Origin of the sequence: Nocardioides sp. YIM 152315 (assembly GCF_029210375.1) — a bacterium.
Classification (GTDB): domain Bacteria; phylum Actinomycetota; class Actinomycetes; order Propionibacteriales; family Nocardioidaceae; genus Nocardioides.
The window spans coordinates 17,665-37,267 of record NZ_JARGER010000019.1 but is presented as its reverse complement, the minus strand read 5'-3'; the positions used below and the strand labels follow the sequence as shown (position 1 = coordinate 37,267).

The window sequence follows — 19,603 nt, the reverse complement described above, 5'->3', positions numbered from 1 at the left end:
CCGTCGAGGTTAGGCTAACCTAACTTCGTGACCACCACTCAGAGCCCGCTGCCCATGATCCTCGACGAGATCGAGGTCGTCGGGGTGGATCGGCTCTCGCCGTCCTTCGTCCGGGTGGAGTTCGGCGGTCCCTGCCTCGAGCACTTCGGGGTCGACGACCAGCCCCTCTACGACCAGCGGATCAAGCTGGTCTTCCCCGGCGTGCCCGGGGGCCCGCCTCCGTCGTTCGCCGGGATGGACGAGTCCTGGTGGGACACCTGGCTCGCGCGGCCCGAGGAGGAGCGCGGCCACATGCGCACCTACACGGTGCGCGACATCGTGGGCACGGGCCCCGAGGCCCGGCTGGTCGTCGACATCGTGCTGCACGCCGACGACCACGGCGAGCCGGGTCCCGGCTGCGCCTGGGCGACCAGCGCGGCCGTCGGCGACCGGGTCGTGGTGCTGGGCCCGCGGCGCGGGGAGCAGTACGGCGGCATCGAGTTCGTCCCGGGTACGGCGGGCCGGCTGCTGCTGGTCGGCGACGAGACCGCGGTGCCGGCCGTCTGTGCGATCCTCTCCCAGCTGAGCTGGGACGCCGTCGGTGCGGCCTTCCTCGAGGTGCCGACCGCCGCCGACGTGCTGACCGTCCAGCATCCGGAGGGCGTTCGGGTCGTCTGGCTGCCGCGCGACGGTGCCGCCCACGGCGACCTGCTCCACCGGGCGGTGCTCGACCACCTGGGCGCCGCCACCGACGCCGCACCGGCCGTCGACGAGGTCGACCCCGATCTCTGGGAGACCCCGACGTACTCCTCCTCGGGTGAGGACGTCGACACCGCAACGGCGGTGGGCGGAAGTGACCTCGACGACCTCTACGCGTGGATCGCGGGCGAGTCGGGCGTGGTCACCGGACTGCGCCGGGCCCTGGTCAAGGACCTCGGGGTCGACCGCCGCCAGGTCGCCTTCATGGGTTACTGGCGCCGCGGCGTCGCGATGAGGTCCTGAGCCTCAGTTGTCGACGCGATCGGCCAGGCGACGCAGCCGCTGCGCGAGCAGGTGCCGGTGGGCGGTGGCGGGGATCTTCGGGGTGCTGGCGCGGGCGATGCGCTCGGCGAGCTGCTGGCGGTTGATCTCGGCGTCGAGCGTGCTGATGCCGTACTCCATGACGGTGCTCCTCTGCTGATCTGACTGCTGCTCGGTGGGGTTGGTGCGGGTCCTCACACCTCGGCGAGGACGATGTCGCCGCTGACCGTGCGGGCGCGGACCTCGACGTGGTCGGCACCGGCCTCGGGCTTGCCGGCGCCGGTGAGGTTGGAGCGGATGTCGCCGGTGACCGTCGAGATGTCGGTCCAGACCGGGACGCCTGCGGGCACGCCGATGCGGACGTCGCCGGAGGCGCCCTTGGCGCTGACCCGGCCGCGGTGGGCGCGGGAGACGACCATGTCCCCGGAACCCGTGGTGAGCGTGACGTCGTGGGACGCGTCGGCGACCTCGAGGTCGCCGGAACCGGTCTTGACGACGGTCTGCCCGCCGGCGCTGCCGACGCGCACGTCGCCGGATCCGGTCGAGATCGTGGTGACGTCGGCGGCGTCGTTGATGACGACGTCACCAGAGCCGCTCTTGACCTTGAGGGCCGCCTCCGCGGCGCCGACGCGGATGTCGCCGGAGCCGGTCTCGGCGAGCAGCGGTCCGGTCACGGTGTCGACCTGCATGTCGCCGGAGCCGCTCTTGACCTGGCCGGTGTCGATGGTCCCGTGCACGGCGATGTCGGCGCTGCCGGTGCGGATGACGGCGTTGCTGCCGGCGGGGATGGTGATGCGTACGTCGAGGCGCGAGTCGCCGCCGAAGAGGCCGCCGCGCTGCCGCGGGCCGACGACGCTGATCTGCCGGCCGTCCTGGCGCACCGCCACCTGGTCGGCGTCGCGTCCGGTGATCTCGACGTGCGTCTGCGTGGTCTCGGTCGCCGTGACGTCGACGCTGCCCTTGCCGATCTCGGTGAACAGCTCGACGGGCTCGGGGGTGTCGAAGTGGTGCTCGGTCATCGTGGTCTCCTGCACGAGGGTGTGGTCGTCCGCGGGGCCGGCGGCGCCGGTCCCGGGGTGGGGGTGATGGGTTGGTGTTCTCGGGCTACTGACTGGGCTTCGACACGCCGGTCGCGACTTCGTTCCTCGGTCGCGCGGCTCGCTCGACCACCATCAGCGGATCCGCTGGCGCGTCTCCGCTAGACCCAGCCGGACATGCGCTTGCCGGGTCGCTTGCCGCCGAACGGGTCGTTGCCGCCGACGAAGGGGATGCTCGAGAGGTCGATGTCGACGTTGATGGCGCCCTCGCCGCGGGTCGCGGTGCGGACGACGTTGACCAGCCAGGTGTTGAGGGAGTGGCCCGAGCGGGCGGCCAGCTCCTCGGCCTTGGTCTTGACCGACTCGGGGATGCGGAGCGTGATGCGGGCGACGCCGCCCTCCTCCTCGACCTCGTCCGCGCCCGGCGGGGCCGGCGGCGCGGGGGCTGCCGGCGGTGCCGGGGGCGCGTGCACCGCGAACTCGAGCTCCCGGCCGTTGAGGCGGACGTCGACGCCGCCCTCGGGGAGCTCGGCGGTGATCTCGGCGGCCGCCTGGGAGATCGCCTCCATCAGCGCGAGCCGGGCGGCCGGGTCGAGCGCGAACGCGAGTCGGTCGGTGACCTCCCGGGCCTCGGGACCGGCCGCGTCGGCGGCCGCGAGCAGGTCGCGCCGCAGGCTCTCGACGTACGGGGTGATGTCCATGTGCACCACCATGACACCACTCTGACGTCATGTCAAGGCAAGCGAGACGTCACATGGCGTCACGCGGCGTCATCCCGGCGTCATCCCGGCGTCAGCCCGGCGTCAGCCCGGCATCACCCGGTGCAGGTGAGGCGGATGTGGGGTTTGTCGCGGGAGGGTGCTGGGCACGGGTCCCGGTGGTCCATCCGGGTGCAAGCCGCCGGATCGGTGTAGGAAGGCACGCCGCATGTCGAGTCCGATCGTGATGGCCAGCACCATCATCGACGCGAAGTTCGTCGACTACCTGACGATCTTCATCTACTTCGCCGTGGTGCTCGGGATCGGACTGCTGGCTCGCCGGCAGATCTCCGACTCGCTGGACTTCTTCCTGTCGGGCCGGTCACTGCCCGCGTGGGTGACCGGGCTGGCCTTCATCTCGGCGAACCTCGGCGCGGTCGAGATCATGGGCATGTCCGCCAACGGCGCCCAGTTCGGCATCCCGACGGTCCACTACTTCTGGATCGGCGCGATCCCGGCGATGCTCTTCCTGGGCGTCGTGATGATGCCGTTCTACTACGGCTCGAAGGTCCGCTCGGTGCCGGAGTTCATGTTCCGCCGGTTCGGCACCGGTGCGCACCTCGTCAACGCGATCTCGTTCGCCGTCGCCCAGCTGCTGATCGCGGGCATCAACCTCTTCCTGCTCGGCAGCATCATCCACGCGCTCCTCGGGTGGCCGTTGTGGATCGCGCTGATCGTTGCCGCCGCCATCGTGCTCTCCTACATCACACTGGGCGGTCTCAGCGCGGCGATCTACAACGAGGTGTTGCAGTTCTTCGTGATCGTCGCCGGCCTGCTGCCCCTCACGCTGATCGGGCTGCACCGGGTCGGCGGCTGGGACGGCCTCAAGGACGGCATCACCGACGCCGCCGACGCCCACCCCGACACGATCGCCCCGACCGCCGACCAGCTGAACTCCTGGCCCGGCGCCGCGCTCACCGGCTTCTCCTCGGACTTCTGGTCGGTCGTCGGCATCGTCTTCGGTCTCGGCTTCGTGCTCTCGTTCGGCTACTGGACCACCAACTTCGTCGAGGTCCAGCGCGCGATGGCGTCGAACTCGATCTCGTCGGCGCGCAAGACGCCGATCATCGGCTCGTTCCCGAAGATGTTCGTCCCGTTCATCACGATCCTCCCCGGCATGATCGCCGCGGTGCTCGTCACCGAGATCGCCGACGTCAAGGCAGGGGAGAGCGTGGCGGGCGGTGCGTCCGGCGAGGGCGTGACCTACAACGACTCGCTGCTCTACCTGATGCGCGACGTGCTGCCCAACGGCCTGCTCGGCGTCGCGATCACCGGTCTGCTCGCCGCGTTCATGGCCGGCATGGCCGCGAACGTCTCGGCGTTCAACACCGTCTGGAGCTACGACCTGTGGCAGCGGTACGTCGTGAAGGAGCGCGACGACCAGTACTACCTGGTCGTCGGGCGGATCGCGACGGTCGCCGCGGTCATCATCGCGATCTTCACCGCCGGCCTGGCGTCGAACTACTCGAACGTCATGAACTACCTGCAGACGCTCTTCGGGTTCTTCAACGCGCCGCTCTTCGCCACGTTCATCGTCGGCATGTTCTGGAAGCGGATGACGCCGACCGCCGGCTGGGTCGGGCTGGTCTCCGGCACGCTCGCCGCCGTCTTCGTGGGAGTCGCCAGCGAGGACGCGCTCGGCTCGCTCAGCCAGGGCTGGATCGGCATCAGCGGGCAGGGCGCGTCGTTCGTGGCCGCGGGCGCGGCGTTCGTCGTCGACGTGGTGCTCAGCGTCGTGGTCTCCGCGGTCACCAGGCCGAAGCCGGTCGAGGAGCTGCGGGGGCTGGTCTACTCGGAGACGCCACGGGAGGACCTCGTGGATCCCGAGGAGGCGTCGCGCCCGTGGTACCAGCGCACGCTGCCGCTCGCCGGCATCGCCCTGGTCCTGGTCATCATCCTGAACGTGATCTTCTGAGGAGCCCGACATGCCTCGCACCCAGCACACCGCCGGCGCCTTCGACATCCGCAACATCATCGGTGGCCTGATCGGCCTCTACGGGATCATCCTCGTGCTCATGGGGCTCTTCGGCGACCAGGAGCTCGCCAAGACCGGCGACGTCAACGCCAACCTCTGGGCGGGCCTCGCGATGGTCGTCATCGCCGCGATCTTCCTCGGGTGGGCGTGGCTGCGGCCGGTCCGCGTGCCCGAGGAGCCGACCGAACAACGCGCCGAGCAGCCCGAGCGGCCGCCCGCTCAGGACGGCGGATAGACGGCGACGCCCTCGACCCGACCGGCACGGTCGCGGTAGAGCTCGACCCGCAGCGGACACCCTTCGCGGTCGGCCGACCGGATGAGCACGGCGATCGCGTCCGACGTGCCCGCCACCGCCGGCTCGGGTACGCCGCACCGGCCCAGCCCGTCGGTCGCGTCGACGACCCGGATCGCCGGCACGGCGTACGACAGCGGGTGCAGCCTGACGAGGGAGACGTCCTCGGCGGCGCGGGCGATCTCCTCGAGCACCCCGGTGCCGTCCCAGGTCTCGCGTACGGCGGCCTCGGCCGCGGTGAGCACCACTCGCCGGGTGTCGCCGGGGTAGACGAAGACGCGGCCGGCGTACGGCGGGGCGTCGCCGCGACCGAGCGCGAAGTCCAGCCACTGCCAGGCGAGCACCCGGTCGACGTAGTTGGCCAGGCAGGTGACATCCGCGGGGATCGCGGTGAAGACCGTGACCCGGTCGCCGCCCTCGTAGACCGTCCCGGGTGGTGGGTCGACGGCCACCACCCGGCCCTGCACCTCGCAGGACCGGAACGGCCGCAGCTCGACCTCGAGCCCGCGCTCGCTCAGGTAGCGCTCGGCGTCTGGACCGTCGAACCCGAACAGCGACGGCATCTGGTCGGTGCGCAGGCGGTCCTCCGGCGGCGCGTCGGGCCGGGTCAGTGCGACCGCGGCGCCGACCGCGACCAGGGCGGCGAGTACGGCCGCGGCGGCCGCCCAGCGCCGGCCCGCCGGCCGTGGCGATGGGCCGAGGACGGCGTCGCGGAGGGCCGCGCGCACCCAGGGGTCGGGGTCCTTCGCGCGCCGGATCCGCCGCTCCTGACCGACGAGGACGTCGTCCACCACGGTCGCGGCGCGCTCGGGAGGCACGCCGAGATCCTCGGCCTCACGCAGCAGCGAGTGCCAGCGCGCGTCGCGGTAGTCGCCGGCGTCCATGGCAGCTCCTGTTCGGAGCCGACGCTACGCCCTCCGGACGACCGGCGGTCTCGACCGGCAGCTGGTCAGAGGTCGAAGAGCGAGCCCGACTCGGGGATGTCCACGTCGGTCTTCGGCCGGTGCGCCTCGTTGCTGGGCTCCGGCTTCTCCGGCTTCTGCTGCGGCTCGTCCTCGGCGGCCTCGGTCGCGGCCTCGCTGAGCGCGACCGGGTCGGGACTGTCGCTGTCGATGGGTTCGGACTCGGCCGTCGGGGCCGTGTCGTCCGGCTCGACCTCGGGGGCCGGCGCGGGTGTCGGCTCGGGCGTCGCCTCGGGCGCGATGTCGAACAGGGAGCCGCCGGAGCCGAGGTCGGTCGCGGGCTCTGCGGCGGGCTTCTCCTCGGCCTGCGGTGCCGGCTCGGGCCTGGTCTTCGGCTCGGGCTCGGGCTCGGGCGCCGGCTCGGGCTCGGGCGCCGGCTCGGGCTCGGGCTCGAGGTCGAACAGCGAGCCGCCGGAGCCGAGGTCGGTCGCGGGCTCTGCGGCCGGCTTCTCCTCGGACTGCGGCTCCGGTTCCGGCTCAGGCTCGTCGCCCGCGAGGTCGAAGAGCGAGCCGCCGGTCGCGGGCTTCTCCTCGGCGGCGGGCTCCGCTGCCGGCTCCGCTGCCGGGGGAGGCTCGTCGCCGCCGAGGTCGAAGAGGGAGCCGCCGGACGCGGCCGGACTCGCCTCCTCGACGTCCTCGACGGGTGGCGTGTCCTCCGCCGCGGGCTCGGCCGCGGGGGCCGGCTCGTCGAACATCGAGCCGGCGTCGTCGAAGAGCGACGAGCCGCCGCTGGCCTTGGCGGCCGGCCCGGCGTCCGCGGTCTCGACGACCGTGTCGTCGGTGATCGTGGCGTCGCCCGCCTCCGGCTCCGCCTTGGTCTCGACGGCGGGGGCGGGGGCGGGGGCGGGGGGCGCAGCGGCGGTCGCGCCGGGCGCCGTCTTGGTCGCCATCTCGCCCTTGACCGACGCGAGCAGCATCTGCGCGACGTCGAGGACCTCGACCTCCTCGCGGGCCTCGCCCGCCGCCTGCTGGGCGGTGAGGCCGTCGGAGAGCATCACCCGGCAGAAGGGGCAGCCGACCGCGATCTGGTCGGCGCCGGTGCCGACGGCCTCCTTGGTGCGGTTGACGTTGATCCGCTCGCCGAGCCGTTCCTCCATCCACATCCGCGCGCCGCCCGCGCCGCAGCAGAAGGACCGCTCCGAGTTGCGCTCCATCTCGACGTACTCCGCCCCGGGCAGCACCTGGAGCAGCTCGCGCGGAGGTGAGTACACGCCGTTGTGGCGGCCGATGTAGCACGGGTCGTGGTAGGTGATCGACCGCTTGTGCGCGCCCGCGCCGTCGCTCACCGGGGTGAGCCTGCCCTCGCGCACCAGCCGGTTGAGCAGCTGGGTGTGGTGCACGACCTCGAGCTCGACGCCGAACTCCTGGTACTCGTTCTTGAGCGTGTTGAAGCAGTGGGCACAGGTCGAGACGACCTTCTTGACCCGGTGCTCCTTGAAGGTCTCGGCGTTCTGCTGCGCGAGGCCTTGGAAGACGAACTCGTTGCCCGCGCGCCGGGCGGGATCGCCGGTGCAGGTCTCGCCGTTGCCGAGCACGCCGAAGGAGACGCCGGCCAGGTCGAGCAGCTCGGCGACGGCGCGGGTGGTCTTCTTCGCGCGGTCCTCGTAGGCGCCGGCGCAGCCGACCCAGAAGAGCCAGTCGACCTCGTCGAGCGACTCGATGCCCCCCTGGTCGGCCGGGGCCCCGACCACCTTGACCTCGAACGGCAGGCCCTTGGCCCAGTCCATGCGCGCGGTCGCGGACATGTTCCACGGGTTGCCCTTGTTCTCCAGGCCCTTGAAGAGGCCGTTGAGCTCCGCGGGGAAGTTGGACTCGACCAGGATCTGGTAGCGGCGCATGTCGACGATGTGGTCGACGTGCTCGATGTCGACCGGGCACTGCTGCACGCAGGCGCCGCACGACGTGCACGACCACAGCACGTCCTCGTCGATCACGAAGTCGCCCTCGGTGGGGTTGTAGAACCAGTCGAGGACCTCGGGGCCCGCGCCCGCGGCCGCGTCGGCGTCGGTCTTGCCGACGAGTGCGCGCGGCTCGGCGTCGGCCGGCGCGCCGGCGTGGGCGTACGCCGCCTCGCGCATGCCCATCACGAGCAGCTTGGGCGACAGCGGCTTCTCGGTGTTCCAGGCGGGGCACTGCGACTGGCAGCGGCCGCACTCGGTGCAGGTCGTGAAGTCGAGGATGCCCTTCCAGCTGAAGTCGCCGATCGAGCCGGCGCCCAGCATCGCGTCCTCGTCGAGGTCGTCGATGTCGTCGAGCGAGACCGCCTTGCCGTTGGACGTTAGCGGCTTGAGGGCGCCCAGCGCCGGCCTGCCGGAGGACTCGCGCTTGAACCAGATGTTGAACCACGCAGTGAAGCGGTGCCAGGCGATGCCCATCGTCAGGTTGCGGGCGATGACGATGAGCCACACCATCGCGAGCGCGATCTTGAAGAGCGCGACGCCGTAGATGATGTTCTCGAGGCTGCCGGGGGCCGACGGGTAGAGCACGTCGCCGACCCAGGAGGCGATCGGATAGTGGTCGCGCCCGGCCTCCTCGTCGAGGCGCCACTCCGCCCCGCGCACGAAGAGGATCGCGCTGCCCTCGAGGAGGGCGGCGTACTCGACGAAGTAGGCCTGCCACTGCGTCGAGCCGAAGAAGCGGCTGTCGCGCCCGAGCCGCCGGGGGTGCCGCACCTGCCGGTAGACGATCAGCACGATGACGCCGACGGTGCTCAGCAGGCCGATGAGCTCGCTGAACCACTCGTAGGGGTACCAGTGGCCGACGATCGGCCAGGCGAAGTCCGGCCGGAAGAGCTGGACGTACGCCGCCGCGACCGCCGTGCTCAGGAAGAGGAACGCCGCGAAGACGAACCAGTGCATGACGCCGATCCACGTCCACTGGAGCATCCGCGTGTGACCGACGGTCTCCTTCAGCATCGTGAGCGTCCGCGCGAGCGGCTGGTCTGCGCGTCCGGTCGTCGGCTGGCCGATCCGGATCACGCCCAGCATCTTGCGGACCGCGGGCACCAGGACCGCGAGCGTGACCGCGGTGAGCCCAAGGCTGACGACGATGGCGAAGATCTGCATGGAGGCGGGACTCCCTCGGTGGCGGCAGTCGGGCGAGCGCCGTACCGGCGCCCGGTGGAGCCTATGCCCAGCGCTCCGCGGCGTCAGTCCCGGGCGGACGTGAGAAGGATCCTACCGGGAGGTAACTTCTGCGTCAGGTGCGGACCCCGGTGAGCTTCCCGCGCTTCGAGAACGAGACCGTCACCCTCACCTTCGGGTCGGTGCGGGTGCGGGCGCAGAAGGTGTACGACGAGCCGAGCCGCTCGTAGGGCTGCCCGACCGCGCGCATGACGGCCTTCGTCGACATCCCGCGGCGCAGGAGCGTCTCGACCCGGCCCACCTTCGTGCGCAGGCCGGGGTTGCGGCACGAGTCGGGCGCGATCCCCTCCGCCCGCTCCCAGGTCTGCAGGTAGGCCTCGGCGCCGCGAGCCATGTCGTCGCGGATCCGTTCGCCGTCGCCCGCCTGCTGCGACTCGGCGACCTTGGTGAGGTCCTCGATCCAGTCGGGGTAGAGGCCGTACTGCGCGACCCCGTCGACGTTGACGTCGTAGACCCGCTCGCCGGCCCGCTGCCGGTGCACGGTGACTCCGCCGAGGCCCTCGAAGGGATAGGTGACCGGGTTGGGCACGTCGGCGCCGCGCGGGTCGCCCTGCGCGCCGAGGCCGTTCATGTCCGCGCCGTACCCGATGCCCCAGTAGTAGCGGGGATCGGCCCACCCGACGTGCCGGCGCCACTTCTCGACGAACCCGGTCGAGTCGCCAGCGTACGGCGTGATGAAGCCGCCCTCCTCGTAGATCCGCGGGTACGCGTCGGGGGTCGCCCAGGAGTGGCTCGAGATGACGCCGTGGTAGCCGAGGTCGTCGATCTGGTCGAGCGCGGCCGCGCGGGCCTTGACGCTCATGTGGTCGGGGTCGAAGAGCATGTGCCGCTTCGCGAGCCCCTCGATCGTGTACTCGCCCAGCGTGGTCAGCCCCCGGGCGTTGCAGTGGTGCGGCCGGCCGTAGAGCGGGAGGGCGACGTGCAGCGACCCGAAGAGCTTGCCGATGGCGCCGAAGAGGGCGTCCTGCTGCTGGGCCGAGAAGTCCGGCAGCGCGACCTGGTCGCGGTCGTGGGACTCCCCGTCCGCGGGCTCGCAGTGCCGCATGTCCCAGAAAGACCCGGTCTCGAGGAAGTTCGCGACGTTCACGACGGTGCCGACCGCGCCGTTGTCGCCGGCGACGCCGGCCAGCGCGTTGTCGAACTTGTTGACCAGCTCCATCTGCCGCACGCCCATCGCCCGCACGGAGTCGAGCTGCTCGTCGATGTCGCCGATGTCGCACTGCGGGACGTCGAGCTTCATCGTGCAGCCGAAGGGCACGCTGGTCTCGATGCCCATCACCACCGCCATCTTCCCGGCGTTGATCACCCGCCGGGCCTGGAAGGGGTTGGTGACGATCCGGTAGAAGCCGCGGCCGGGCCCGCCGAACTGCGCGTCGATGTAGTCCTGCATCCGATACATGTCGTTCGCCTGCCGCCGGACCGACGCCATGTCGTCGCAGGCGGCGTACTCCGGGCTCTTCTTCAGCGGGTAGATCCGGCACAGCTGGTCGTTCTCGACGAGCAGGTTGACGAAGATGCGCTGGCCGCCGCGCCACGCGCGCTCGAGCCAGCGGTAGTAGGTGCCCTCGTGGGTCAGCGACTCCGGCGCGGGCCAGTCCTCGAACGTGGGCCAGCCGACCGGGTCGTGGTGCGGCTCGCCCGACAGCACCGACTCGAGCACGCCGCCGTACCCACCGGTGGTCGTGTGGTCCGGGCAGTCGACGAGCGCGTACGGCGCGCCGTACGCGTCCCATGGCTTGCCGCAGTGGGCCGCCCCGCCGAGGAACTCGAAGGCCATCCCGTGCGTGTGTGCGTCGACGTAGCCGCGCACCTCCTGGTACGGCGTGACGCCCGCGTGGGGACGACCGGAGACGTCGATCTGCGACTCCGGGTAGGCCGTGCAGCCGGTCGTGCGGGTGAGCCGGAAGCGGGCGACGCCGTCGATCGTCAGCGGCGAGCCGTCGTTGCTGAAGGTGTAGGCCGGGCCCGAGCGCCGTGCGGTCCACACCGTCGACGCGCCGGGCTTCGCGGCGCGGGCCCCGCCCGCCGTGACCAGCGCGCCGTCGGCGTCGTGGAGGAGGTAGTCGCCGAGGTCGGTGGGCTTGAAGTAGATCGGTTCGCCGGCCAGGTCGTAGCAGCCGTTGGCCATCGCGTAGCGATCCTGGGGGTGGCGGGCGCGTGCCCGCGTGACCGGCACGGACGTGAGCTCGGGGTCGGGGAGGGCGCGCTCCCGGTCGACGTACGACGCGCTCGCGAGCCGCTCGGCGGCGGTCGTGGGGTCCAGGGTGTCCTTACCGGTCTCGCCGGCGCGGGAGACGGCGTTCTTGTCCTGGTCGCGGACCGCGAGCGCGGACTGCGCGGCGCCGTACCGTGCCGACAGGCTCCCCTCGCGCAGGCCCGCGCCGCCGCCGAGGGAGACCGCGACGGCGAGCGCCGACACTCCCGCCACCGTCGCCCAGGCCAGCCGCCGGGCCGCACTCGTCTCGCGCACGCCGTCTCCTTCGCCTCGTCTGGAGAGCCCAACGAGCCGGGCGGGAGGGGGTGACGCGCGTGGTGGTCGCCGACCGTTGTTTCATCAAGGGATGAAGGCCGGACCCCGCTTCCCGCGACGAGCTCGGCGAGGGAAGCGCGGCTACGCCTGCATCCCTTGATGAGACGCCGCGGCCGCCCGGAAGGCCTCGACCAGCCCCCACGACGCCATCGAGCGCACGTAGTGGTGACCGCACTCGACCTCGTCGAACGGGTTGCGCCGGCGTCCGTCGTGGCGAGCCCGGACGTCGGCGACGATGCGCAGGGCCTCGTCGACCCGCCCGTCGAGGAGCAGGCCGATCGCCGCGGTGTACTCGACGCCGGTCCACACCTCGTCGCAGTAGGGGAAGGGGCGCGCCGGCCGGTCGCCGCGCGGGAACGTGCAGTTGAGCACGCCCGCCTCGTCGCCCAGCGCGTACGAGCGCCGCGGGTTGAGGTGCCCGTGCAAGGTGGCGCGGTGGTTGTGCTCGACGATGCTGTCGAGGGCCCGGCTCACGTGCTCGGGTCTCAGCCCGGTCGCGAGCCCGCCGAGCGCGGCCATCGTGTGTCCGACCAGCTGGTCGGCGGTGCAGCCCGCGCCGATCTGCAGGTCGGGGTCGACGAGGTCGTCGGACCCGACAGCCGGGTCGTCGCCCTCGTAGCGGATGCGCAGGCCCGCCGCGATCCGGTCCTCCGAGCCCGGCGGCACGACCTGCTGCTGGTAGTAGTCGCCGTTGAAGACGACCTCGTCGGTGCGCGCCGCACCGGACGCGAGCACGTCGGCGCAGGTGGCGGCGAACCCGTCGTCGCCGACGACACCGGCCAGCTCGACGCAGGCCGCGAGCGCGGCGAGGTACCACGACTGGTTCACCCCGCTCGGGCCGTAGTACTCGACGTCCATCGTGTTGTGCTGGCAGCCCTCCATCAGGCCGTCGCGGTCGGCGTCCCAGCCCAGCGGGATCCAGGCGAACTCCAGGGCGCGTCGCACGCCCGGCCACAGGCGAGCCAGCCGGTCGCCGTCCGGGTCGGCCCGCCAGGTGCGGTGCAGCCGGACGATCGCCCCCATCTGCCCGTCCGCGGCGGCCGTCGGCCACCGGGTGCCGCGCTCGGCCAGCGGCAGGTCGGCGCGGAAGCTCATCCGCCCGCGGGCGTCGAGGGAGTGGACGAACTCGACCTCGCGCATCGTCCACGCGAGCTCGGGGAAGAGCGACTCCAGCGCGTACTGGTAGTTCCAGACGTGCGTGCAGCTGCCGTGACAGCTGCCGGAGTCGTCGTCGGACCCCTCCCAGGCGAGGAACGTGCCGTCTGCGATCCGGAAGCAGACGGGAGACTTCAGGACGGCGAGGTTGGACAGCGCGGCGTCCTGGACGACGGTCGGCAGGTCGGACAGCGACTCGACGAACGCGACCGTCGCCGCCTCGAGGTCCGCGAGCCGGGGCAGGGCCTGCGCGGCGACGTCGGCCGCGTCGGCGTACCGCCCCGTGTAGTGGTTGGCGACCGGCACGTCGGGGTCGCCCCAGCCGTGGCGGTTCGGGAAGTGCCACGTGAGGAGGAAGCGGAACGACGCGCGCTCGGCGGGGGCGAGGGTGCGGGTGAGCACCAGCGAGCCGGTCGGCACCCGTCCCGGGTCGTGGGGCTCGTCGACCTGGCCGTCGGCGGCGAAGTCCTCCCAGAGGTCCAGCAGGTCGTCGCCCCACGACCGGCGCGCCCAGGCCGTGCGCAGGCTGGAGACGTCGCCGATCGCGGTGAGGGCGATGGTGCCGGTCGACTCGCCCACCGGGTCGAGCCCGCTGCCGCTGCCGAGGAGGGTGGTGGCCCCGTCGAGGCGGCGTACGTCGTAGCGGTTGCCGGCCGCGAGCTCCCACCGGCGATCCGGGCGCTGGGTGGCGCCGACGACGTGCTGGAGACTGCCGCACACCGAGACGGTCAGCGCCTGCTCGCCGGTGTTGGTCACGGTGGCGACGTACGACGCGAGCGGCAGCCCGCTCGCCCCGGCGTCGCCCGGCACCAGCGGGTTGAAGACCTGCAGGTCGGCCGTGACCGGCAGGTCGGGGTCGCTCAGCCGGACGGTGCCGAGCGGGTACGCCGCGTCGAACGTGCCGTGCCGGAACCGCGGCAGCCCCGCGAGCGGGACCGGGCTGCCGTGGGCGCCGTCCAGCTCGGTGTCGCCGAGCCCGGCCTCGAGGACCCGGGTCTCGCGCATCCCGTCGCCGGCCACGTGGACGGCGAAGAAGCTGGCCGGGTCGAAGCCCTTCGAGGGACGGTTGAAGAGCTCCCAGTCCACGAGCTGGCCGCGGCCGCCGAGGCCGACGCACCCGGTGCCGATCCCGCCGACGGGCATCCGGATGCGCGCGAGCGCCTCCTGCGGGTAGGTGCGGACCGCGGGCCAGGCCCGGATCGTGCTCACGTCAGCGGGTCCATCGGCTCCCCGGCGACCTCCAGGTCGTCGACGTGCGGGAACGCCGGGCGGGCCGCCGCCGGCCGGTCGAGGTAGAACAGCGCGACCGACGAGATGTCGTCGTGCAGCGGCCGGTAGCGGTGTGCCGACTTCCAGCCGAGCGCCTGGATGTCGACGGTCAGGTCGCGCTCGAAGTGGATCGGGTCGACGACGTGCCAGCGGTAGAGGCCGAACCGCTGCTGGGAGCGGTAGAGCCCGTCGGGGCGCAGCACCTGGGGCATGCCGAGGTAGGGCGTGTGGTACGCCGTGTAGCCCTGGCCGGGGACGTCGAAGTTCCACGCGCCGCCGAAGTAGTCCTCGGTGCCGGTGCCGCAGATGGTGGGGAAGCCCTCCTCGGCGTCGCCGTCGAGGTAGAACTTGATCTCGCCCTCGCCCCACCAGCCGGGGCTGTTCACGCCCCACGTCATGTAGGTGCCGACGTACTGACCCCTGCCCTCGACGGCGGTGAGAAGCGGGTGGGTCTCCTTGTCGGGCAGGGGGTTGGACCGGCGGTACTGCGCGTGCAGGTATCCCGACCCGGCGGCCTCCTCGGCGACGGTCGGACCGGTCTCGTAGGTCACCTGGTAGTAGACGGTGGCGACGCGGTCGACGAGGTTCTCGATCGTGAGCCGCGCGCCCTCGCGGAACGGCATCGGCCAGTAGGAGTTGAAGCCGCCGTTCGGGTTCGCCGCGATCATGTGCGAGGAGACCTGGGCGAACGTGCCCCACCCGTTGCAGAAGAAGTCGCCCAGCGGCACCTCGATCGCGGGCTCGTCCGACCCGTCCCAGTAGGCACGCAGCACCAGCGTGCGCCAGTTGTCGCGGTGGGTGGTCAGCCAGATGTGGGTGATCCGGCCGGGCTCGTCGATGCTCGCCATCTCGAACGTCGACAGTCCGGCGACGTCGACCGACGGCGAGATCTTCCAGCCGGGGCCGAGGTCGGCGGCGCACGCGGCGCCGGTGCCCTCGGTCGCGCGACCGCCACCGGCCTTGGCGCCGTCGAAGTTCTCCGGGCTGATCGACCGCGTCGAGACCGAGCGCAGGCGGGCGATGTCGGGGAGGTTCACAGGGATTCCTTCAGGTAGGCGGGGAGGCTCAGCCGAGGGTGACGTCGCCGCAGAGGTGGACGTGGACGCCGAGGGCGTCGAAGAGCGCGGCCTTGGCCGTGAGCGCCCTGTCGGCGGTCTCGGCGTCGGGCGCGTAGACGACGTTGGCGTGGTTGGCCTTGTGGCGCGCCATCAGCTGGTCGCGGCCGACCCCGTGCAGCACTGCGTGCATGATCGGCCACTCCGGGTTGGTGGCGTCGAGCCGGCGCCGGGTCTCCTCCTCCGGCAGCTCGACCACGGTGCCGCGACCCAGGTCCACGTGCAGCTCGCCGTCCATGATGAAGACGCGGGACCACACGATCTCGCCCGGCCTCGACACACCCGACAGGGTGCCGCCGCCGAGCGGGAAGAACATCGGCGGCTGCCGCATGCTCCACGACCGGTCGTAGCCACCGTTGTGGGAGGCGGGCACCGAGCCGGAGATCTCGAACACCCAGACGTACCGGCCGTCGTACTCGCCGCCCCAGCGGATGTCATGCAGGGTCGTGGAGGGGTCCATGCCCATCGCGGTCCACAGCCGGTGGGTGACCAGGGAGTCGACCGCGACGCCCTCGTCGACCTCGTTGAAGTGCGGCAGCGCGACCCCTGCGTACAGCTCGCGTGCGCCGTCGCGCGAGGTGACCGGCGGGCGGTGCGGATCGTTGAGCAGACCCTCGGCCAGGTCGGAGGCGGGTACGACGTCCTTGAGCCCCTGCTGGTACTGGATGCCTACCGCGTCGAGGCCGAAGTCGTCGGCGATCCGCAGCGCCGCGACGTACATCTTGAACTGGCTGTGGAGCTGGGCGTCGGTGAGCTCGCTGGCCTCGTCGGTGCCGGTGCGGAAGTCCAGCCCGGCCTCGTCCAGCCAGCGGCGTACGGCGTGCGCCTCCTCGTCGGAGACCCGGCCCATCTCCGCGACCAGCGCGCTCTGCGAGAGACGCTCCTTGTAGATGCCGAGCGGGTTGATCAGCTCGTCGTCGAAGATCGCGTTGTACATGCCCATGCAGCCCTCGTCGAAGACGCCGATGATCGCCTTCTCGTCCTGGAGCTGCGCGGCCAGCGCGCGGCCCAGGTCGGCCTCGGCGCCGGCTGGCAGTTCGGCGAGGTCGCGGACGTGGCCGAGGTCGTGTTCGATGCGGCCGGTCTCGAGCCACGTCGCCAGGCGTGCGGTCGCCCACTCGTCGGTGAAGTCCTCGCTCCACAGCGTCGAGTGCCCGACGCCCGCCTTGGTGAGGCTCGCGGTCAGGTTGAGCAGCCCGACGAGGCCCGGGAACTCGCCCGCCCAGTTCGCCACCACCAGGATCGGCCCGCGGTGGCCGCGCAGGCCCGCGAGCACGTGGTGGCTGTACTGCCAGACCGCCTCGACCACGATCAGCGGCGCGTCGGACGGCAGCGTCTTGAAGACCTCGAGACCGGCGCGCTGGCTGTCGATGAAGCCGTGGCCCTTCACCTCGTCGAAGGCGTGCCCACGCTGCACCTTCCAGCCCAGCCCGGCCAGCGCCGCCTCGAGGTCGGACTCGAGCCGATGCTGCGTCGGCCAGCAGGTGGTGTTCGCGCTCGGCCGCAGGTCCCCGCTGGCGATCGTGTAGACGGTGTCGGGCGCGGCGTCCGGCCGGACGATCGGTGCCGGCATGGCGTACTGGGTCATCGGTGCTCCTTCTGAAGGTCCGCGAGCGCGTGGGCGAGGTCGCGGGTCGAGGTGTAGAGGTCGCGGTAGCGGCCGTAGAGGTCGTCGTAGACCACGCGGTGGGCGGGGTCGGGCTCGACGGTCGCGCGGGGCGGGTTCCAGTCCCGGATGGAGACGTCGGAGACGGACTGGGCGGCGAGCAGCGCCCCGCCGTAGCTGGCGCCGACCGTCTGCTCCGGGACGACCTGGGTCAGCCCGGTGACGTCGCTGACCACCTGAGTCCACAGGCCGCCCTGGGTGCCGCCGCCGACGGCGACGACGCGGCGTACGTCGCCGCCCGCGGCCCGGATCGTCTCCACGTTGTGGCGGACGCCGAACGCGGTCGCCTCGAGCGCGGCCCGGTAGAGGTCGCCGCGGCCGTGGGACAGGGTCAGCCCCACCACCGCCCCGCGCGCGTCGGGATCCATGATCGGGGTCCGCTCGCCCGCGAAGTAGGGGAGCATCAGCAGCCCGTTGCTCCCCGGCGGGGACGCCTCGGCGAGGCGGACCAGCTCGGCGTAGCCGGTGCCGCCGAAGAGGTCGCGCAGCCAGCCGGTGATCGCGCCGGAGGTCGCCATGCCGCCGGCCAGCGAGCGGGTGCCGGGCAGCGCGCCGGTCGTGCCCCACAGCGACGGATGGGTGACCTTGTCGCGCACCGTGTTGATGAGGAAGAGCGTGGTGCCGTACATCAGCATCAGGTCGCCGACGTGGTGCGCGTCGACGCTGAGCGCCTCCGCCCACGCGTCGATCGTGCCCGTGATGACGGGGGTGCCCACCCGGAGCCCGGTCTGCTCGGCCGCGCGGGCGTGCACGACGCCGGCGACGTCGCCCGGCCAGCGCAGCTCGGGCAGCTCGAGATCGGGGCAGATGTCGTCGACCCACGGCTCGTACCAGCCGACCGCGTCGACGTCGTAGAGCGGCGTGCACTGGCTGGCGGAGTGCTGGTCGAGCACGTAGGCGCCGGTCAGCCGCTGCGCCAGCCACGAGCTCGGCATGTAGAGCCGACTGGCCCGGGCGAACACGTCGGGCTCCTCGTCGGCGACCCAGGCGACCTTGGCGCCGGCGGCCTGCGAGGACAGCGAGGAACCGCAGCGCTCGCGGATCTCGGCATCGCCGTACCGGTCCGTCAGCCCCGCGACCTGCGCGCCGGAGCGGGTGTCGACGCCGTACAGGATCGCCGGGCGCAGCGGTACGTCGTCGGCGTCGGTCAGCAGCACGCAGGGGCCCATCCCGCTGACGCCGACCGCCCGCACCTCCACGGCCCGGTCTGACAGCAGCTCGCGACTGATCGCGACGAACTCGTCCCACCAGACCTCGGCGTCCATCTCGACGTGGCCGGGCGCCGGACGGGACACCGTGTGCTCACGAGAGGCGGAGCCGAGGATCCGTCCGGACAGGTCGACCAGGACGCCCTTGCTGCTGGAGGTCCCGATGTCGACGCCGAGCACTGCGTCGGTCATGGCGAGGAGGGTGCCAGAAATCGTTTTCACGATCAAGGGCCCCGGTGGTGGGACTGCTCCGGAGCGAGGGACGAGGGCGCTCCTCGACCACCGAGGTGGCTCAGAGCCGCGAGGAGGACTCGCCGATCTTGAGCTCGGCGGGAAGCACGACGTCCCGGGCGGGGCCGTCGTCCCCGCCGACACGGGCGAGCAGGAGCTCGGCCGCACGCCGGCCGATCTCGTAGGTCGGCTGCTCGATCACGGTCAGGGTCGGGCGCAGCGTGCGGGCCCAGCTGATGCCGTCGAAGCTCGCGAACGCCAGGTCGCGGGGGATGTCGACCCCCTTCTCCTGGAGGGCCTGGAGCGCGCCGAGGGCCATCAGGTTGTTCGAGACCAGCAGCCCGTCGGGCCGCTTGCGGGAGGACAGCAGCTCGACGGTCGCCTCGTAGCCACCGTCGACGCGGAAGTCGGCGCGCTTGACGAGGTCGTCGTCGCTGCGCAGACCCGAGGCGCGCAGCGCGGCCCGGTAGCCGGCCAGGCGGCGCTGGCCGGTGCTGGTGACCGAGGGACCGGACACGAACGCGATCCGGCGGCAGCCCTGCGCCGCGAGGTGCTCGGTCGCCTGCCGGGCCGCGAGATGGTTGTTGATCGAGACGCTGTCCACGGCCCCGCCGGGGAGCTGCCGGTCGACGGTGACGAGCGGGATGCCGTGTCGAGCCAGCACCGACACGTCGGTGCGCCGCGACGACGCGGGGGAGAGCACCACGCCGGCCATCTGCTCCGCGGCCGCGACCTCGAGGTAGCGACGCTCCTTGGCGAGGTCCTCGTCGGCGTTGGCCAGGACGACGGAGTAGTTGACCGCCTGGGCGACGTCCTCGATGCCACGGACCATCGCCGTGAAGAAGGGGTTCGTGACGTCGGCGATGACCACGCCGAGCACCATCGTGGCGCGGGTCCGCAGGCTGCGGGCCAGCCCGTTAGGGCGGTAGCCGAGCTGGTCCACCGCGGCCTCGACGCGGATCCTCAGGTCCTCCGCGACCTCGACCTTGCCGTTGAGCACCCGGGAGACGGTGGCCGGTGAGACGCTGGCGGCGGCTGCGACGTCACGGATCGTGACAGCCACGTCGGACCTCCTTCTGCCGGGATGTTTGCGCCACCCTAGCCCCTCGAATGCCCCGAGGATCCCGGGAATCCACACCCGGCGGATCCATCGACGGCCGGTCCGCGCGGTTTCCGAGAAATCGGTTGCCCAACCCCCGGGACACCCACCGCCGAGCTCCGCGGGTCGGCGGTGGAACCGCGCGACCGAGTCCCCACGAGCAT

Annotated in this window: 14 protein-coding genes; 3 read left to right on the top strand and 11 right to left on the bottom strand. The window is 72.1% G+C overall.

The genetic code is table 11. The features are described 5' to 3' along the window. Nucleotides 1–27 precede the first annotated feature (27 nt). The gene (locus PZ894_RS06770) at nucleotides 28–981 is read left to right on the top strand and encodes a siderophore-interacting protein (protein WP_275743732.1); all 954 of its coding nucleotides are present in this window, start codon (nucleotides 28–30) and stop codon (nucleotides 979–981) included. A gap of 3 nt (nucleotides 982–984) precedes the next feature. Here PZ894_RS06770 and PZ894_RS06765 read toward each other — a convergent pair whose 3' ends face one another. The 3 genes from PZ894_RS06765 to PZ894_RS06755 all read right to left on the bottom strand — a co-directional run bounded on the left by PZ894_RS06765 (nucleotide 985) and on the right by PZ894_RS06755 (nucleotide 2,737). After that, complete coding sequence (locus PZ894_RS06765; RefSeq protein WP_275743731.1) at nucleotides 985–1,140, bottom strand: hypothetical protein; 156 nt, start codon at nucleotides 1,138–1,140, stop codon at nucleotides 985–987. A gap of 53 nt (nucleotides 1,141–1,193) precedes the next feature. Beyond that, nucleotides 1,194–2,018 (bottom strand): DUF4097 family beta strand repeat-containing protein, encoded by an 825-nt coding sequence (locus tag PZ894_RS06760; protein ID WP_275743730.1) that lies wholly within the window; start codon nucleotides 2,016–2,018, stop codon nucleotides 1,194–1,196. A 179-nt stretch (nucleotides 2,019–2,197) separates the two neighbouring features. Then, nucleotides 2,198–2,737: a pilus assembly protein HicB gene (locus PZ894_RS06755; protein WP_275743729.1), complete on the bottom strand. Its 540-nt coding sequence runs from the start codon at nucleotides 2,735–2,737 to the stop codon at nucleotides 2,198–2,200. A gap of 241 nt (nucleotides 2,738–2,978) precedes the next feature. Between PZ894_RS06755 and PZ894_RS06750 the strand changes: the two genes are divergently transcribed. Beyond that, complete coding sequence (locus PZ894_RS06750; protein ID WP_275743750.1) at nucleotides 2,979–4,709, top strand: sodium:solute symporter family protein; 1,731 nt, start codon at nucleotides 2,979–2,981, stop codon at nucleotides 4,707–4,709. Between the two features lie 10 nt (nucleotides 4,710–4,719). Continuing rightward, the gene (locus PZ894_RS06745) at nucleotides 4,720–5,004 is read left to right on the top strand and encodes a hypothetical protein (RefSeq protein ID WP_275743728.1); all 285 of its coding nucleotides are present in this window, start codon (nucleotides 4,720–4,722) and stop codon (nucleotides 5,002–5,004) included. Here the strand turns inward: PZ894_RS06745 and PZ894_RS06740 are convergent. The 8 genes from PZ894_RS06740 to PZ894_RS06705 all read right to left on the bottom strand — a co-directional run bounded on the left by PZ894_RS06740 (nucleotide 4,989) and on the right by PZ894_RS06705 (nucleotide 19,403). Further along, the gene (locus PZ894_RS06740) at nucleotides 4,989–5,945 is read right to left on the bottom strand and encodes a hypothetical protein (RefSeq protein ID WP_275743727.1); all 957 of its coding nucleotides are present in this window, start codon (nucleotides 5,943–5,945) and stop codon (nucleotides 4,989–4,991) included. The genes PZ894_RS06745 and PZ894_RS06740 overlap by 16 nt on opposite strands. Before the next feature lie 65 nt (nucleotides 5,946–6,010). Then, nucleotides 6,011–9,088 (bottom strand): (Fe-S)-binding protein, encoded by a 3,078-nt coding sequence (locus PZ894_RS06735; protein WP_275743726.1) that lies wholly within the window; start codon nucleotides 9,086–9,088, stop codon nucleotides 6,011–6,013. 133 nt (nucleotides 9,089–9,221) lie between these two features. Beyond that, nucleotides 9,222–11,636 (bottom strand): hypothetical protein, encoded by a 2,415-nt coding sequence (locus tag PZ894_RS06730; protein ID WP_275743725.1) that lies wholly within the window; start codon nucleotides 11,634–11,636, stop codon nucleotides 9,222–9,224. A gap of 141 nt (nucleotides 11,637–11,777) precedes the next feature. Further along, the gene (locus PZ894_RS06725; protein ID WP_275743724.1) at nucleotides 11,778–14,060 is read right to left on the bottom strand and encodes a GH116 family glycosyl-hydrolase; all 2,283 of its coding nucleotides are present in this window, start codon (nucleotides 14,058–14,060) and stop codon (nucleotides 11,778–11,780) included. Continuing rightward, nucleotides 14,057–15,157 carry a glycoside hydrolase family 172 protein gene (locus PZ894_RS06720; RefSeq protein ID WP_275743723.1) on the bottom strand — a complete coding sequence of 367 codons (1,101 nt, stop codon included), beginning with the start codon at nucleotides 15,155–15,157 and terminating at the stop codon, nucleotides 14,057–14,059. Before PZ894_RS06720 ends, PZ894_RS06725 begins: the two co-directional genes overlap by 4 nt. A gap of 28 nt (nucleotides 15,158–15,185) precedes the next feature. Continuing rightward, nucleotides 15,186–16,823, bottom strand: a complete 1,638-nt coding sequence (locus tag PZ894_RS06715) for a hypothetical protein (RefSeq protein WP_275743722.1) — start codon at nucleotides 16,821–16,823, stop codon at nucleotides 15,186–15,188. Beyond that, complete coding sequence (locus PZ894_RS06710) at nucleotides 16,820–18,301, bottom strand: FGGY-family carbohydrate kinase (RefSeq protein WP_275743721.1); 1,482 nt, start codon at nucleotides 18,299–18,301, stop codon at nucleotides 16,820–16,822. Before PZ894_RS06710 ends, PZ894_RS06715 begins: the two co-directional genes overlap by 4 nt. A 100-nt stretch (nucleotides 18,302–18,401) precedes the next feature. Further along, nucleotides 18,402–19,403, bottom strand: coding sequence for a LacI family DNA-binding transcriptional regulator (locus tag PZ894_RS06705; protein ID WP_275743720.1), 1,002 nt, complete (start codon nucleotides 19,401–19,403; stop codon nucleotides 18,402–18,404). Nucleotides 19,404–19,603 lie beyond the last annotated feature (200 nt).

Excerpts from the sequence above, each read along its gene's own strand:
- PZ894_RS06765 (WP_275743731.1), bottom strand. The coding sequence starts at position 1,140 with ATGGAGTACGGCATCAGCACGCTCGACGCCGAGATCAACCGCCAGCAG.
- PZ894_RS06760 (WP_275743730.1), bottom strand. The coding sequence starts at position 2,018 with ATGACCGAGCACCACTTCGACACCCCCGAGCCCGTCGAGCTGTTCACC.
- PZ894_RS06755 (WP_275743729.1), bottom strand. The coding sequence starts at position 2,737 with ATGGACATCACCCCGTACGTCGAGAGCCTGCGGCGCGACCTGCTCGCG.
- PZ894_RS06745 (WP_275743728.1), top strand. The coding sequence starts at position 4,720 with ATGCCTCGCACCCAGCACACCGCCGGCGCCTTCGACATCCGCAACATC.
- PZ894_RS06740 (WP_275743727.1), bottom strand. The coding sequence starts at position 5,945 with ATGGACGCCGGCGACTACCGCGACGCGCGCTGGCACTCGCTGCTGCGT.
- PZ894_RS06735 (WP_275743726.1), bottom strand. The coding sequence starts at position 9,088 with ATGCAGATCTTCGCCATCGTCGTCAGCCTTGGGCTCACCGCGGTCACG.
- PZ894_RS06715 (WP_275743722.1), bottom strand. The coding sequence starts at position 16,823 with ATGACCCAGTACGCCATGCCGGCACCGATCGTCCGGCCGGACGCCGCG.
- PZ894_RS06710 (WP_275743721.1), bottom strand. The coding sequence starts at position 18,301 with ATGACCGACGCAGTGCTCGGCGTCGACATCGGGACCTCCAGCAGCAAG.